A 12,554-nucleotide genomic window follows, 5' to 3' on the forward strand; every position below is an offset into this window, starting at 1 on the left:
CCCAATCACGGCATGACGAGGGCTGCACCGCGTTCCCCAATCATCAGGCTGGTCGCATTGGTGTTGGCCGAGGTGATCTGCGGCATCACCGAGGCGTCGATCACGCGCAGCCGCTCGACGCCGCGCACCCGCAGCTGCGGATCGAGCACCGCCCGATCGTCGCCGCCCATGCGGCAGGTGCCGACGCAGTGAAACACCGTGCCGCCGGTGTTGCGCGCAAAATCCCACAGCCCGGCATCGCTATTTGCGGCCTCGCCCGGCACCATTTCGACGTCCCAGAGCGGGCGGAACGCCTTTTGCTGATAGATCTCGCGCAGGATCTTCAGGCCGGCAACAATGGTCTTGCGGTCGATCTCCTCGGCGAAATAATTGGGCGCGATCAGCGGCTGCTCGAACGGATCGGCCGAGCGGATCGCGAGCTGCCCGCGCGACCGGCCGTGGCATTGCCAGACCGAGGCCGTGAAGCCGGAATAGCTGTGGAGGGGTTCGCCGGGCTTGTCGACGGAGAGCGGCATCACGTTGAACTGCACGTCGGGACGGCCACCGACCGCATATTCGGTACAGGCCGCTCCGCCCACCTGTCCCGCCCCCACCGTCAACGGTCCCCGCCCGGCCAGCATCCACTGCAGCCCCATCTTCGCGAGCGCGACAGGATGACGGACCTGGTCATTAAGCGAGATCCGCTCCTTCAGGCGCACGATCAGCCGTGCCTGGTAATGGTCCTGCAGATTGGAGCCGACTTCGGGCGAGTCCGTGATGACGGCAATACCGTGCTTGCGAAGCAGGTCGGCCGGACCGATCCCGGAAAGCTGGAGGATTTGCGGCGATTGCAGCGCGCCGCCAGACAGGATGACCTCGCGATCGGCTGTCGCGCGATGAACCTGCCCCTTGCTGATCCACTCGACGCCGGTCGCGACGCGGCTGTTGAAAGTGACTTTGCTCACCTGCGCATGCGTGATGATGGTCAGGTTGCGCCGGTCGGCAATCGGTCGAAGAAAGGCGGATGCCGAGCTGGTCCGCCAATGCCGGCCGATGCCAAGCTGATAGGCGCCGACGCCGAGCGTCGTCGCGCCGTTGAAGTCGGGATTGCGCGGCAGGCCGAACTGCACGCCCGCCTCCACCCAGGCCCTCGACGCCGGATTGTCGTTCCGGAGGTCGGAGACCTCGAACTCACCGAGGCCGCCGTGAAACTGGCTCTCGCCGCCGCGATAGCGCTCGTAGCGTCGGAAATAGGGCAGGACGTCGCGATAGCTCCAGCCGTCGGCGCCGAGACGTTCCCAGTCGTCAAAATCCTCGTGCTGGCCGCGGATGAAGATCAGGCCGTTGATCGACGACGATCCGCCGAGCACGCGGCCGCGTGGCCAGACGATGGCGCGGCCGCCGCTTCCTTCCGACGGCTCGGTCTTGAACAGGCGCGAGAAGCGCTCGTGGTAGATGGTCCGGTAATACCCGACCGGCAGCTTGAGCCAGAAATTCCGGTCCGATCCGCCGGCTTCGAGCAACAACACGCGGCAGGCAGGATCGGCCGACAGTCTGTTTGCGACCAAACAGCCGGCCGACCCCGCACCGACGATGACATAATCGTAGCCGAGCCCCGACATCACGCAGTCCGGTATTGTTCGATCGAGGCAAGATCGGGCGCGATGCCAAGACCCGCCTCGTCGCCGAGCTCGATCATTCCATCGCTGACGTGCAGGACGGGGCCGCAGAATTGATCCCGCAGCGGGTTCTCATTGCTGTCGACCTCCAGCAGTCCCTCGCCGCCGACGCCCGCCAGAAGATGCGCCGACGCCAACAGGCCGATGCCGGCGCCGAGATAGTGCGGACAGAACATCTTGCCTGACGTCAGGATGTCGCGGGCGATGCCGGCGCAAGCCGAAAGCCCGCCCCACTTGGCGATGTCAGGCTGGACGACACCGAGAACCGGCTCGCTCAGCACCTCGGCAAAGCCGGCGTGGCTCGCGATGTTCTCACCGGCAGCGAGCGGAAAACGGATCGTCTCGTGCAGTTGCTTCCATTCCTGCCGCGGACGGTCCGCGCGGATGGGCTCCTCGAGCCAGGCAAGGCCGAACGGCTCGAGCTGCGGCGCACGCTCGAGCGCCTGCGCGATGGTCCAGCCCTGGTTGACATCGGCCGCAAGCATGCCATCGCCGACGAGGCGGCGCAGCGCGGCGAGATTGGCCCGGTCGCCTGTGGGATCGAAGCCGATCTTCAGCTTCAAGGCGCGGTAGCCGCGGTCGAGCGCTGCTTCCGCCACCCGCTCCGATCCGACCGGATTGATGCCGCTGGCATAGATCTTGATCCGGCGCCGCGATCCGCCGAGCAGTTTCCACAACGCTACGTTCCGGCGGCGCGCATGGAGATCCCAGACGGCGAGATCGATGCCGGCGATCGACTGCGCGAACGGGCCCGCTTCGCCGGATTGCAACGCGAGCACCGAAGTTCCCCGCGTCAATCGCTCGAATGCGGCATGAGGTTCACTTGCCCTGAATCCGACAAGCGCCGGTGCCAGGACCTCGTTGACCAGCCGAACACGATGCTCGGCGCCCGGCGCGGGAAAGTTGCACCAGACCTCGCCCCAGCCCGCGTAACCGTCCGTGTCTTCGACCCGAACGAACACGGCAGGCCGGTCCCCCATCCGCCCGAACGAGGTGATGACCGGTGTCGTCAGAGGATAGCGAAAGCCAAAGGCCTGGACGCTCCGGATGGTGAAAGGCGGCGATGTCATGCGCGGAAAAGCCTGCGGCGCCTACGACCAAAGCGGCGCTTGTATGGTCATCCTATTTATAATATGACTTGGGCAAACATCAACTGCAATCTGGGTGGACGCGTCGAATGGACGGAGCTGGCGTGAGACGCTTTGGTCTCGGGTTGATACCGTGGGTCGGTGCGATCCTGCTCTGGTATGCCGTGCGCTGGAGCGGCTTCGTCAACGCATCGCTGATCCCCGCCCCGCACCAGGTCGCCGCGAAATTCGTCGAGCTTCTCACCAAGGAAGGCCTCCTGATCGACATCTTCGCCTCGACCAGGCGCGTCTTCTTCGGCGTCTCGCTTGGAATTCTGGTCGCGGTGCCCGTCGGCTTCCTGCTCGGATGGTATCGCCCGGCCCGCACCTTCGCCGACCCCATGATCAACTTCTTCCGCGCGCTGCCGCCGATCGCGCTGATCCCGCTCGTCATCGTCTATTTCGGCGTCGACGAGCTCGCAAAGCTCGTCATCCTGTTCTACGCCTCGTTCTTCTCCGGCGTGATCGTCATGTATGAGGGTGTCTCGCAGATCACGCCGCTCTATATCCGCGTGGCGCAGACGCTCGGCGCCAATCAAGCGGAAATCTTTCGCAAGGTCATCATCCCCCTCACCGTTCCGCACATCCTCACCGCGCTGCGGGTCGCGCTTGGCGTGGCCTGGGCGACGCTGGTGGCATCCGAACTGATCGCGGCCCAGCGTGGGCTTGGCGCCATGATCCAGAATGCATCGACCTACTTCCTGCTCGACGTCATCTATGTCGGCATCATCTGCATCGGCCTGATCGCGCTGATCATGGACATGATCCTGCGCAAGATCACGGCCCGGTTGCTGGTCTGGCAGGATCGGGCCATCGCATGACCACGCGTGCACAGTTCGACAAGGTTTCGCTTGCCTTCGAGACCCCGAAGGGACGCCTCAACGTCGTCGAGGATGTCAGCTACGATATCAGCGATGGCGATTTCATCGCAGTGATCGGCCCTTCAGGCTGCGGCAAGACCACGATGATGAGCATGCTCGCGGGCTTCCAGAAGCCGACGACCGGAAGCGTGCTGTTCGACGGGCAGCCCGTCACGGGTCCCGGCCCCGAGCGCGGCGTCATCTTCCAGGAATATGGCGTCTTCCCGTGGCTGACGGTGAAACAGAACATCGCTTTCGGCCTGACGCTGCGAGCCAATCACGTCGCGGCCGACGAGCGCGATTCGATCTGCGATCACTATCTCGGCCTGATGGGGCTGTCCGACTTCGCCAACTCCTATCCGAAGCATTTGTCCGGCGGCATGCGGCAGCGGCTCGCGATCGCGCGGGCTTATGCCGTCAAGCCGCAGTTCCTGCTGATGGACGAGCCGTTCGGTGCGCTCGACGCCCAGACCCGTTCCAACATGCAGAACCTGCTGCTCAAGGTGCTCCAGACCGAAGGCAAGACGGTCATGCTGATCACCCACTCCGTGGAGGAGGCGATCTATCTCGCGTCCCGTATCGTGGTGGTGACCGCGCGGCCGGCGCGGATCAGGCAGATCATCGACGTGCCGTTCGCCTATCCGCGCGATGAATCGATCCAGGAACGGCCCGAATTCGGCGAGCTGCGAAGCTATATCAAGCATCTCGTAATGGACGAGTATCGCGCCCAGCAGGCGCAGATGCGTCCGGTCTCATTCTCGGAATAACAACACAGCGGAGGACGACCTATGGATCGGCGACAATTTCTGACCACGACGGCCGGGCTTGCCCTGGGGTCCTTCACCGCCGCAGCCCCTGCGATTGCTCAGGCAAAAACAAAAGTTCGTGTCGGCTATCTGCACACCGTTGCCGTCGACGGCCAGATCTGGACCGGCATGGACCGCGGTTCCTTCGAAAAGCAGGGACTGGATCTCGAGCTGCGGCAGTTCAATACCGGCCTCGAAATCTTCCAGGCGCTGATCGGCGGCAGCCTCGACGTGCTGGCGACGGGCGCCGTGCTCTCGAACTTCCCCGCCCGCGGCCAGGGCAAGGTCTTCCTCATCAACGACATCGAGGTCGCGACCGCACAGCTCTGGGTGCGCGGCGATCAGGGCATCAAGTCATTCGAGGACCTGAAGGGCAAGCGGATCGCAACTGCGACCGGCACCACCGCGCATGTGTTCCTGGACACCGCGCTGCGCGCGAACAAGGTCGATCCCAAACAGGTCGAACTCGTCAACCAGACCATGCCGGCCGCCGTAACCGCCTTCATTTCAGGCGCGGTGCCTGCCGTCGCGCTCTGGGTGCCTTTCAACGTGACGGTTCGCGACAAGGTGCCGGGCGCGGTCAAGCTCGCCGACGCCTCAGCCTATTATCCAAAGGCCGCGATCATCGGCGGCTGGGCCGCGGCCAACGACTATTACGAGCCCAACAAGGAAACGCTGGCGAAGCTGATCCGTGGCTGGGCCGATGCCAATGACTACATCATCGCGAACAGCACCGAAGCGATGGAAAAGCTGCAGAAGGGCCATTACAGCCAGACGCCGATGGCCGACATCGACGAATCGTTCAAGGCGCAGAAGATGTTCTCGTCGCGGGACTGGAAGCGGATGTATTCCGACGGCACGGTCACCAACTGGCTGCAGCAATCGACCGACTTCTTCATGGCCAATGCCGGCATCAAGGACTTTACCCCGGCAAGCAAATATTTCGATCCGAGCCTGTATTTGAAAACGATTGCGTGACGCACCTGGACGCAAATCGCGTCCTAGAGGTAGCTCTCGAACGCGACCCGCTGCGCGGGCGTCAAGTGCAAGCCGTGCTTGGTGCGCCGGTCCAGGAAGTCGGCAGGCTGCCTTGCCCACTCATTCTCGCGGAGATACACCGCTTCGCATTCATAGAACTCGCCGCCGAAATGACGGCCCAGGTCTGCGGCGCTGCGGACCGGACCCAGCAGCTGGCGCGCGCGCGTCCCATAAAGACGGGCATAGTGATGAATGAGCGTTCGCGGCAAATCGGGATAGTCGCGTGCCAGCCGATTCGCGAATTCATCGAAACTGCCGCCGATGTCGCCGCCCGGCAGCGGCCGATCCGCGGTCCAGGCCGACGACAGCTTCGGAAACCACGGCGCGAGGCGCTGCAGCGCCTGCTCCGCCAGCCGGCGGTAGGTCGTGATCTTGCCGCCGAAGATCGACAGCAGCGGCGGCACGCCCTGCGCGCCATGAACCTCGAACACATAGTCGCGCGTCACGGCCGACGGATTGTCGGCGTTGTCGTCGTAGAGCGGCCGGACCCCGGAGAACGCATGCACGATCTCGCCGGCCTGCGGCGGCGTTCGGAAATAGCGGCGCAAGACCTGCAACAGGTAATCGGTCTCGTCCTCGCCGATCGCGACGTCCTCGGCGCGGCCGTGATAGGGAATGTCTGTGGTGCCGATCAATGCGAGATCGCCCTCATAGGGGTTGACGAAGATCACCCGGCGATCGCTGTTCTGCAGCAGATAGGCCTGCGGCCCGCTCCAGAATTTCGGCACCACGATATGGCTGCCCTTGACCAGCCGGACGCTCTGGGCCGAGTTCAGGCCCGCCACGCCCTGGATGACATCCTGAACCCACGGCCCGGCGGCGTTGACCAGCGCGCGCGACCGCACGACCTGCGTTGTGCCGTCGTCGCCGCGCATGTCGAGCAGCCAGGTCTCGCCGTCGCGGCGCGCGCGCACCGCCCGCGTGCGCGGCAGGATGCAGGCGCCGTTCTGCGCGGCATCGATCAGATTGAGGATCACCAGCCTGCTGTCATCGACCCAGCAGTCCGAATATTCGAAGCCTCGCCGGAACTCCTGACGCAGCGGCGCGCCCTCCGGAGCGCGGGACAGATCCAGGCTGCGGCTCGCCGGCAGCTGCTTGCGACCACCGAGATGGTCGTAGAGCAACAGCCCGGTGCGGACCAGCCACGCCGGCCGCTGCTCCGGCGAATGCGGCAGCACGAAGCGCATCGGCCAGATGATGTGTGGCGCCGACGCGAGGAGCACCTCGCGCTCGATCAGCGCCTCGCGCACCAGGCGGAACTCGTAATATTCGAGATAGCGCAGCCCGCCATGGATCAGCTTGCCCGAGCGCGACGAAGTGCCCTCGGCGAAATCATCCTTCTCGCACAGCAGCACCTTCAGGCCGCGGCCGGCGGCGTCGCGGGCGATGCCGGCACCGTTGATGCCGCCACCGATGATCGCGATATCGACCAGCCCGTGATCCGTACCTGAGACCGGCGCAGTGCCCGTCATCGCTTGCTGCTGCGCCGTTTCTCGGCGCGGCGCGGCGCTGCCTTTGCCGTTGCGCGCGCCTTGTTCGGCTTCGGCGCCTGCAGACCGTAAGTGGAGAATCCCTTCGCGGTGTCGGCAATCTCCTCGTCGGTCAGGATGACGCGCGAATCGAGCGCCAGCGAGAGGTAGTACTGACGCGCGATGGTCTCGAGCTCGACCGCGAGCCACATCGCCTTGTCGAGATTGGCGCCGAGCGCGATCATGCCGTGATTGGCGAGCAGGCAACCATTGCGGCCTTCGAGCGCGGCGATCGCATGATCGGACAATTCCTTGGTGCCGTAGCGCGCATAGCCGGCGCAGCGAATCTCGGTGCCGCCGAACGCCGCCATCATGTAATGGCAGGCCGGGATCGGCTTGCGGGCGATCGCGAGCACGGTCGCGTAGGTCGAGTGGGTATGGACGATGGCGCCGACATCGGGCCGGGCGCGCGTGATGTCGAGATGGAAGCGCCATTCGGTGGATGGCTGCAGCGGCCCCTCCCACGCGCCATAGTCGCCCTCGAGCGGCATCGAGGCGATCATCTCCGGCTTCATCGAATCATAGGGCGTCGCCGACGGCGTGATCAGCATCCGGTCCTTGTAGCGGGCGGAGATGTTGCCCGATGTCCCCTGGTTGAGACCCGACGCATTCATCCACCGGCACTTGGCGATGATCGCCTCGCGCAACTGTCGTTCCTCACGGGTCATACGAACTGCCTTTCTCTTCAGCACGGATTGCGTGGCGGCTCGCCGGCCAGGAAGCGGCGAACCTCTTCGGCCGCCTGCACGGCGGCCACGGTGACGGTACGCACGGAGGCGCCCGCGATGTGCGGCGTCAGCGTGACGTTGGGAAGTCGCAAGAGCGGCCAGTCCGCCGGAACCGGCTCGACCGCGAAGGTGTCGAGCATGGCGCCGCCGAGATGCCCCGATGCCAGCGCATCATGCAGCGCGTCGTAGTCGACCAGCGGACCGCGCGCGGTGTTGATCAGGAACGCGCCCGGCTTGATCCGCGCCAGCGCCTCGCGCCCGATGAAACGGGTGGTCTCCGGCGTCACCCGGGCGTGCAGCGTGACGACTTCGGCGCGGCCGAGCAATTCGCCGAGCGCGACGTGCTCGACGCCGTCATTGCGGTCCTGCGCGCTGAGCTGGACATAGGGGTCGGCGACCAGGATCTTGCAGCCGAAGGCCTTCAGCAGCTTGACCACCCGGCTGCCGATCGCGCCGTAGCCGACGATGCCGACCGTCATCTCGCCGAGCTCGCGCCCGGTACGGTCGGCGCGATAGAGATCGCCGCGCCATTCCCCGCCACGCAGCGCCTCGTGACCGCTGCGGATCAGGCGCGTCTCGGCGAGGATCGCGCCGATGGTGAACTCCGCGACCGCACCCGCATTGCGGCCGGGCGTATTGACCACCAGCACGTTGTGGTCGCGCGCCGCCTGCATGTCGATGTTGACCGGGCCGCCGCGCGACACCGCGATGAACTTCAGCTTCGGCAGCCGCTCCAGCATCGACCGCGAGATCGGCGCCAGATGGGTGACGAGCAGTTCGGCATCGCCGATGAAGCCGATGATCTCGTCGGGCTGCCCCATGAATTCCTTCAGACCGTCGAGCTTCGAGCCGGCGTAACCGTGCTCCATCGGCTCGTCCGGCCAGGGCTGCTCCAGGGTGCGGATATCGACCCCATCGCCGCAGGCCGATCGGATGTGCTCGGCGAACACCGAGGGCAGCATGAAGCGGTCGCCGACGATGGCGATGGACTTAGACATGATCGCCTCCGGCGCGCAGCGCGGCGAGTTGCTTCCAGACCGGCCGCGACGCCAGCCTTGCCTCGAGATAGGTCGGGAAGATGCTGGCATAGCGCTTCGCCAGCGCAGCGTCCGGCGATTGCGGCGCACTTAGATGCGGCGCGACCCACTGCTCGGCACAGGCGCGCATGTCGGGATAGGCATCGATCGCGACCGCCGCGATCATCGCAGCGCCTGCGGCGCCGGCCTCGGCGCGGCTGCAGATGCGGACGTCGCAATCCAGTGCGGCCCCCAGGATGGCGGCAAGCGCACGGCTCTTCGCCGCGCCGCCCGTGATCCTGACGTCGCGCGGCAGCGACCCCATCGCCGCGTAACAATCCCGTGCGGCGAAGGCCAGGCCCTCCATCACGCCGCGCATCAAGTCGCCATAGCGGTGGCGCGAGCGCAGGCCGAAGAATTGCGCGCTGGCCTCATGCGCGACGAACGGACCGCGCTCGCCGGCATCGGAAATGAACGGGTGGAACAGCACCTCGCCGGGCCTGGCCCGGAGCACCTGATCGTCGAGCCGGCGGATCAGCTCGGCGCGTGTGCGCGTCACGCCTTCCGCCGCCAGCATGTCGCAGGCGAGATCGAGCATCCAGTCAATGTTCAGCGTCGCCGCCATGTTGGACTGCATTTGGGCATAATGACCGGGCACGGGGAACGGCATGGTGTAGCCGGTTGCCTCCCGATTCAGTGTCACCGCGTCGGCGCTCGGTACCAGCCGCATATGCATGCCGGTCGAGCCGATGATGGTGCAGCCGACATCGGGTGACGGATCGTAGAGCCCGGCGCCGAGCGCATTGCAGATCACGTCCACATAGCCGAGGCAGACCGGCACACCTTCCGGCAGGCCGATCTCGATGGCGGCGGCCGCGGTCAGCGGATGCGTCATGACCGCGCCGTCAACGACCGGCGGGAACAGGCGCGTCAGGTCGGCGATACCGATCAACCGCGCGGTCTCTGCGTCGAATGCTCGCTTGCGGAAATCGCCGCAGGAGAACGTGGCTTCCGACGGATCGGTTGCGCGTTCACCGGTGAGCAGGAAATAAAGCCAGTCCTTGCAGTGGAAGGCCGTGGTCGCGCTGGCGATCGTGTCGGGCATGTGGGCCTGCAGCCAGGCCAGTTGCGGCCCTTGCTGGCAGGCATTGAGCCCGGAGCCGGTTCGACGGTAAAGGATCGCGTTGTGCTCGCTGCCGCGAATCGCCTCGACCAGCCGCCCGGCGCGCGAGTCGAGCCACAGCAGCGCCGGCGCGACCGGCCGGCCGTCGTCATCGATCAGCCAGGTGCCGTCGCCCTGCCCGGTCACCGCGACGGCCGCGATCCGCGCCGACAGGTCAGGCACGGACTTCGCCAGCGCACGAATGACCGCGACCGTATCGCTCCAGGTCCGCGCCATGTCCTGCTCGACATGGCCGCTGGCCGGGCTAACGTAGGCGTTCGGCCGCGAGACATCGGCTAGTTGCTCGCCATTCAACGTGAACGCCACCGCCTTGATCAGGGAGGTGCCGGCGTCAATGCCGATGATCACGTCGCGGCTGGCGGAAGCGGTCATCGTCACGCTCCCTCCGCATGACGAATGCAGGTCCCGTCCCCGCCGAAGATGTGCAGGTGACGCGACTCCAGCGTGAACGAGATGATCTCTCCCGGCCGCGCGGCGACGAGGCCCGGCGTCACCGCGATCAGCATGCGGCCGCCGCAATCGCCGGCGACATGCGATTGATCGCCGAGCCACTGATTGGAGACGACCTTGACCCTGACGTCACCGGTCCCGACCACGATCTTCTGCGGACGAATGCCGATCCGCACCTGCGGCGTGGCCGCGAGCGTCTTCGCCGCCTCAACGTCGAGTCCGGCGCCGGCGATATCGAAACGCATGTCGGTTCCGACCGACAGGCGGAAGCCGCCATCCGACCGCGTCACCTCCGCCTCGAGCAGGTTCATCGGCGGCTCGCCGATGAAGCTTGCAACGAACAGATTGGCGGGCCGGCCCTTCAGCTCCTTCTCGCTGGCGAACTGCTGCAGCACGCCGCCTTCCATGACAGCGATGCGGTCGGCCAGCGCGCTCGCTTCGGTCTGGTCGTGGGTGACGAAGATCGCGGTCATGCCGCGCTCGGCAAGCAGGCTCTTGATCCGGCCGCGCAGCACCGCGCGCAGCTGCGGTTCGAGCTGCCCCATCGGCTCATCGAGCAGATAGAGATCGGCGTCGCGCACCAGCGCCCGCGCCAGCGACACGCGCTGCTGCTGGCCGCCTGAGATCGCGCGCGGATAGCTGTCGAGAATGTCCTCGATCTCGACCAGGCGGGCGATCTCGTCGACGCGACGCGCCACCTCGGTTCGCGGCAACTGGGCGGATTTCAGCGCGAAGGCGATGTTCTCGCGGACCGTGAGCGGCGGATAGAGCGAGTAGCCCTCGAACGCCATCGCGACCTTGCGCCGCGCCGGCGGCAGCTCGTGGATCCGCCGCCCGCCGAGCGCGATCGACCCGGCAGAGACGTCCTCGAACCCTGCGATCATACGCAACGTCGAGGTCTTGCCGCAGCCGGACGATCCCAGCAGCGCGACGATTTCGCCCTTCTCGACCGCCATGTCGAGCGCGCGCACCGCATGCACCGGCTCCTTGCCGCGGCTGCGATAGACCTTGTCGATGCCTCGAAGCTCGAGCATGTCCATGACCATCCGCTCCTATGCCGCCTTGAGCCGGTGCGACGCCCCGATCCGCAGCCCGGTCGCGCGATCGAACAGCATCGCGGCGTCAAGCGCGAAGCGAACGAAAACGGCATCGTCAGCCGCGCCTTGCGGTGCATCCGGCGGCAGCGCCGCCAGCCATTCCGTTCCGTCGGCAAGCCGGAGCAGCAGCACCGCCTTCTCGTGCATCGGCGTGATCGCGAGAATGCGCGCCGGGACGGCGTCGTCGGTGGATGCGGACGAGACCGCGAGATCCTCGGGCCGGACGCCTAGCCAACATGCACCGGCGGGTGCTGCGCCATCGGCCGCGCCGAGCCGCATCCTGGCGCCGGCGACGTCAGCCGACAACATGCCGTGCTCCGCTACTGGCAAGACCTCCGCGAGGTTGATGGTCGGATCGCCGAACAGGCGCGCGACCGCGACCGATGCGGGTTGGGCATAGATATCGGTCGGCGTTGCGACCTGCGCGAGCCGGCCGTCGATCAAGACCGCGATGCGGTCGGCGATCGCCATCGCCTCGCGATAGTCCTGGGTGACGTAGAGCACGGCGGCAGTGCCGCGGCGCAGCAGGTTCGGCAGCTCGAGCCGCATCTCGTAGCGCAGCTTGGCGTCGACATTGCGCAGCGGATCATCCAGCAGCAGAACATCCGGATTGCCGATCAGCGCCCGCGCCAGCGCCGTGCGCTGCTTCTGTCCGTTCGACAATTCGCGCGGCGCGTGACCGAGCACGTGCTCGATCTTGAGCAGCCTGCTGATCGCGGCAACGCGGCCGGCGACATCGCCGCCGCCGCCCTTGGCGCGCAGGCCGCTTGCGATATTGTCGCGGGCGGTCATGTGCGGGAACAAGGCAAAGTTCTGGAATGCCATGCCGATCCCGCGCCGCTCGGGCGGAGCACCGACCACCGAGCGGCCGCCGACCAGGATGTCGCCGTCGTCGGGCTCGAACATGCCCGCGATCATGCGCAGCAGCACGGTCTTGCCGCTGCCGGACGGTCCGAACACCGCCACGATCTCGCCTGGCTCGACCGCCAGCGACAATCCGTCGGCGGGCCGTGCCGCACCGAATGCCTTGCTCACCGAATTGATCTCGAGACGCGCCATCGG

General features: G+C 66.2%; 11 protein-coding genes. 3 read left to right on the forward strand and 8 right to left on the reverse strand.

Annotated features, from left to right (window positions below; all coding sequences use genetic code 11):
- Nucleotides 1–5: 5 nt before the first annotated feature.
- Entirely contained in the window at nucleotides 6–1,601 is a 1,596-nt protein-coding gene (locus tag ACVW1B_RS24880) for a GMC family oxidoreductase (RefSeq protein ID WP_456822332.1), read from the reverse strand.
- Nucleotides 1,601–2,728, reverse strand: coding sequence for a mandelate racemase/muconate lactonizing enzyme family protein (locus tag ACVW1B_RS24885; RefSeq protein WP_456822333.1), 1,128 nt, complete (start codon nucleotides 2,726–2,728; stop codon nucleotides 1,601–1,603). The genes ACVW1B_RS24880 and ACVW1B_RS24885 overlap by 1 nt, the downstream gene beginning before the upstream one ends.
- 122 nt (nucleotides 2,729–2,850) lie before the next feature.
- On the opposite strand from ACVW1B_RS24885, the gene ACVW1B_RS24890 reads away from it, so the two are divergent.
- Genes ACVW1B_RS24890 through ACVW1B_RS24900 form a run of 3 tightly spaced genes read left to right on the forward strand, consistent with a single transcriptional unit; the run spans nucleotide 2,851 to nucleotide 5,429 of the window.
- Nucleotides 2,851–3,606, forward strand: coding sequence for an ABC transporter permease (locus ACVW1B_RS24890; RefSeq protein ID WP_225163506.1), 756 nt, complete (start codon nucleotides 2,851–2,853; stop codon nucleotides 3,604–3,606).
- Nucleotides 3,603–4,412, forward strand: a complete 810-nt coding sequence (locus ACVW1B_RS24895; protein WP_310881854.1) for an ABC transporter ATP-binding protein — start codon at nucleotides 3,603–3,605, stop codon at nucleotides 4,410–4,412. Before ACVW1B_RS24890 ends, ACVW1B_RS24895 begins: the two co-directional genes overlap by 4 nt.
- 21 nt (nucleotides 4,413–4,433) lie before the next feature.
- Entirely contained in the window at nucleotides 4,434–5,429 is a 996-nt protein-coding gene (locus ACVW1B_RS24900; RefSeq protein WP_028335663.1) for an ABC transporter substrate-binding protein, read from the forward strand.
- Nucleotides 5,430–5,452: 23 nt separating this feature from the next.
- On the opposite strand, the gene ACVW1B_RS24905 is transcribed toward ACVW1B_RS24900, so the two are convergent.
- From ACVW1B_RS24905 to ACVW1B_RS24930, 6 genes are read right to left on the reverse strand one after another with little or no spacing between them, the layout of a single operon-like run.
- A complete protein-coding gene (locus ACVW1B_RS24905; RefSeq protein ID WP_456792699.1) occupies nucleotides 5,453–6,961 on the reverse strand; it encodes a glycerol-3-phosphate dehydrogenase in 1,509 nt (502 codons plus the stop codon).
- On the reverse strand, nucleotides 6,958–7,686 hold the full coding sequence (locus ACVW1B_RS24910; protein WP_172647311.1) for a class II aldolase/adducin family protein: 729 nt from the start codon (nucleotides 7,684–7,686) through the stop codon (nucleotides 6,958–6,960). The genes ACVW1B_RS24905 and ACVW1B_RS24910 overlap by 4 nt, the downstream gene beginning before the upstream one ends.
- Before the next feature lie 17 nt (nucleotides 7,687–7,703).
- On the reverse strand, nucleotides 7,704–8,744 hold the full coding sequence (locus tag ACVW1B_RS24915) for a 2-hydroxyacid dehydrogenase (RefSeq protein WP_456822334.1): 1,041 nt from the start codon (nucleotides 8,742–8,744) through the stop codon (nucleotides 7,704–7,706).
- Nucleotides 8,737–10,317: an FGGY family carbohydrate kinase gene (locus ACVW1B_RS24920; RefSeq protein ID WP_456792701.1), complete on the reverse strand. Its 1,581-nt coding sequence runs from the start codon at nucleotides 10,315–10,317 to the stop codon at nucleotides 8,737–8,739. Before ACVW1B_RS24920 ends, ACVW1B_RS24915 begins: the two co-directional genes overlap by 8 nt.
- Nucleotides 10,318–10,319: 2 nt before the next feature.
- Nucleotides 10,320–11,435, reverse strand: coding sequence for an ABC transporter ATP-binding protein (locus tag ACVW1B_RS24925; RefSeq protein WP_375166746.1), 1,116 nt, complete (start codon nucleotides 11,433–11,435; stop codon nucleotides 10,320–10,322).
- A 12-nt stretch (nucleotides 11,436–11,447) separates the two neighbouring features.
- The gene (locus tag ACVW1B_RS24930; protein WP_310881860.1) at nucleotides 11,448–12,551 is read right to left on the reverse strand and encodes an ABC transporter ATP-binding protein; all 1,104 of its coding nucleotides are present in this window, start codon (nucleotides 12,549–12,551) and stop codon (nucleotides 11,448–11,450) included.
- Nucleotides 12,552–12,554 lie beyond the last annotated feature (3 nt).

The organism is Bradyrhizobium sp. USDA 4502, from assembly GCF_054063355.1.

Excerpts from the sequence above, each read along its gene's own strand:
- ACVW1B_RS24880 (WP_456822332.1), bottom strand. The coding sequence starts at position 1,601 with ATGTCGGGGCTCGGCTACGATTATGTCATCGTCGGTGCGGGGTCGGCC.
- ACVW1B_RS24885 (WP_456822333.1), bottom strand. The coding sequence starts at position 2,728 with ATGACATCGCCGCCTTTCACCATCCGGAGCGTCCAGGCCTTTGGCTTT.
- ACVW1B_RS24895 (WP_310881854.1), top strand. The coding sequence starts at position 3,603 with ATGACCACGCGTGCACAGTTCGACAAGGTTTCGCTTGCCTTCGAGACC.
- ACVW1B_RS24900 (WP_028335663.1), top strand. The coding sequence starts at position 4,434 with ATGGATCGGCGACAATTTCTGACCACGACGGCCGGGCTTGCCCTGGGG.
- ACVW1B_RS24905 (WP_456792699.1), bottom strand. The coding sequence starts at position 6,961 with ATGACGGGCACTGCGCCGGTCTCAGGTACGGATCACGGGCTGGTCGAT.
- ACVW1B_RS24910 (WP_172647311.1), bottom strand. The coding sequence starts at position 7,686 with ATGACCCGTGAGGAACGACAGTTGCGCGAGGCGATCATCGCCAAGTGC.
- ACVW1B_RS24915 (WP_456822334.1), bottom strand. The coding sequence starts at position 8,744 with ATGTCTAAGTCCATCGCCATCGTCGGCGACCGCTTCATGCTGCCCTCG.
- ACVW1B_RS24920 (WP_456792701.1), bottom strand. The coding sequence starts at position 10,317 with ATGACCGCTTCCGCCAGCCGCGACGTGATCATCGGCATTGACGCCGGC.
- ACVW1B_RS24925 (WP_375166746.1), bottom strand. The coding sequence starts at position 11,435 with ATGGACATGCTCGAGCTTCGAGGCATCGACAAGGTCTATCGCAGCCGC.
- ACVW1B_RS24930 (WP_310881860.1), bottom strand. The coding sequence starts at position 12,551 with ATGGCGCGTCTCGAGATCAATTCGGTGAGCAAGGCATTCGGTGCGGCA.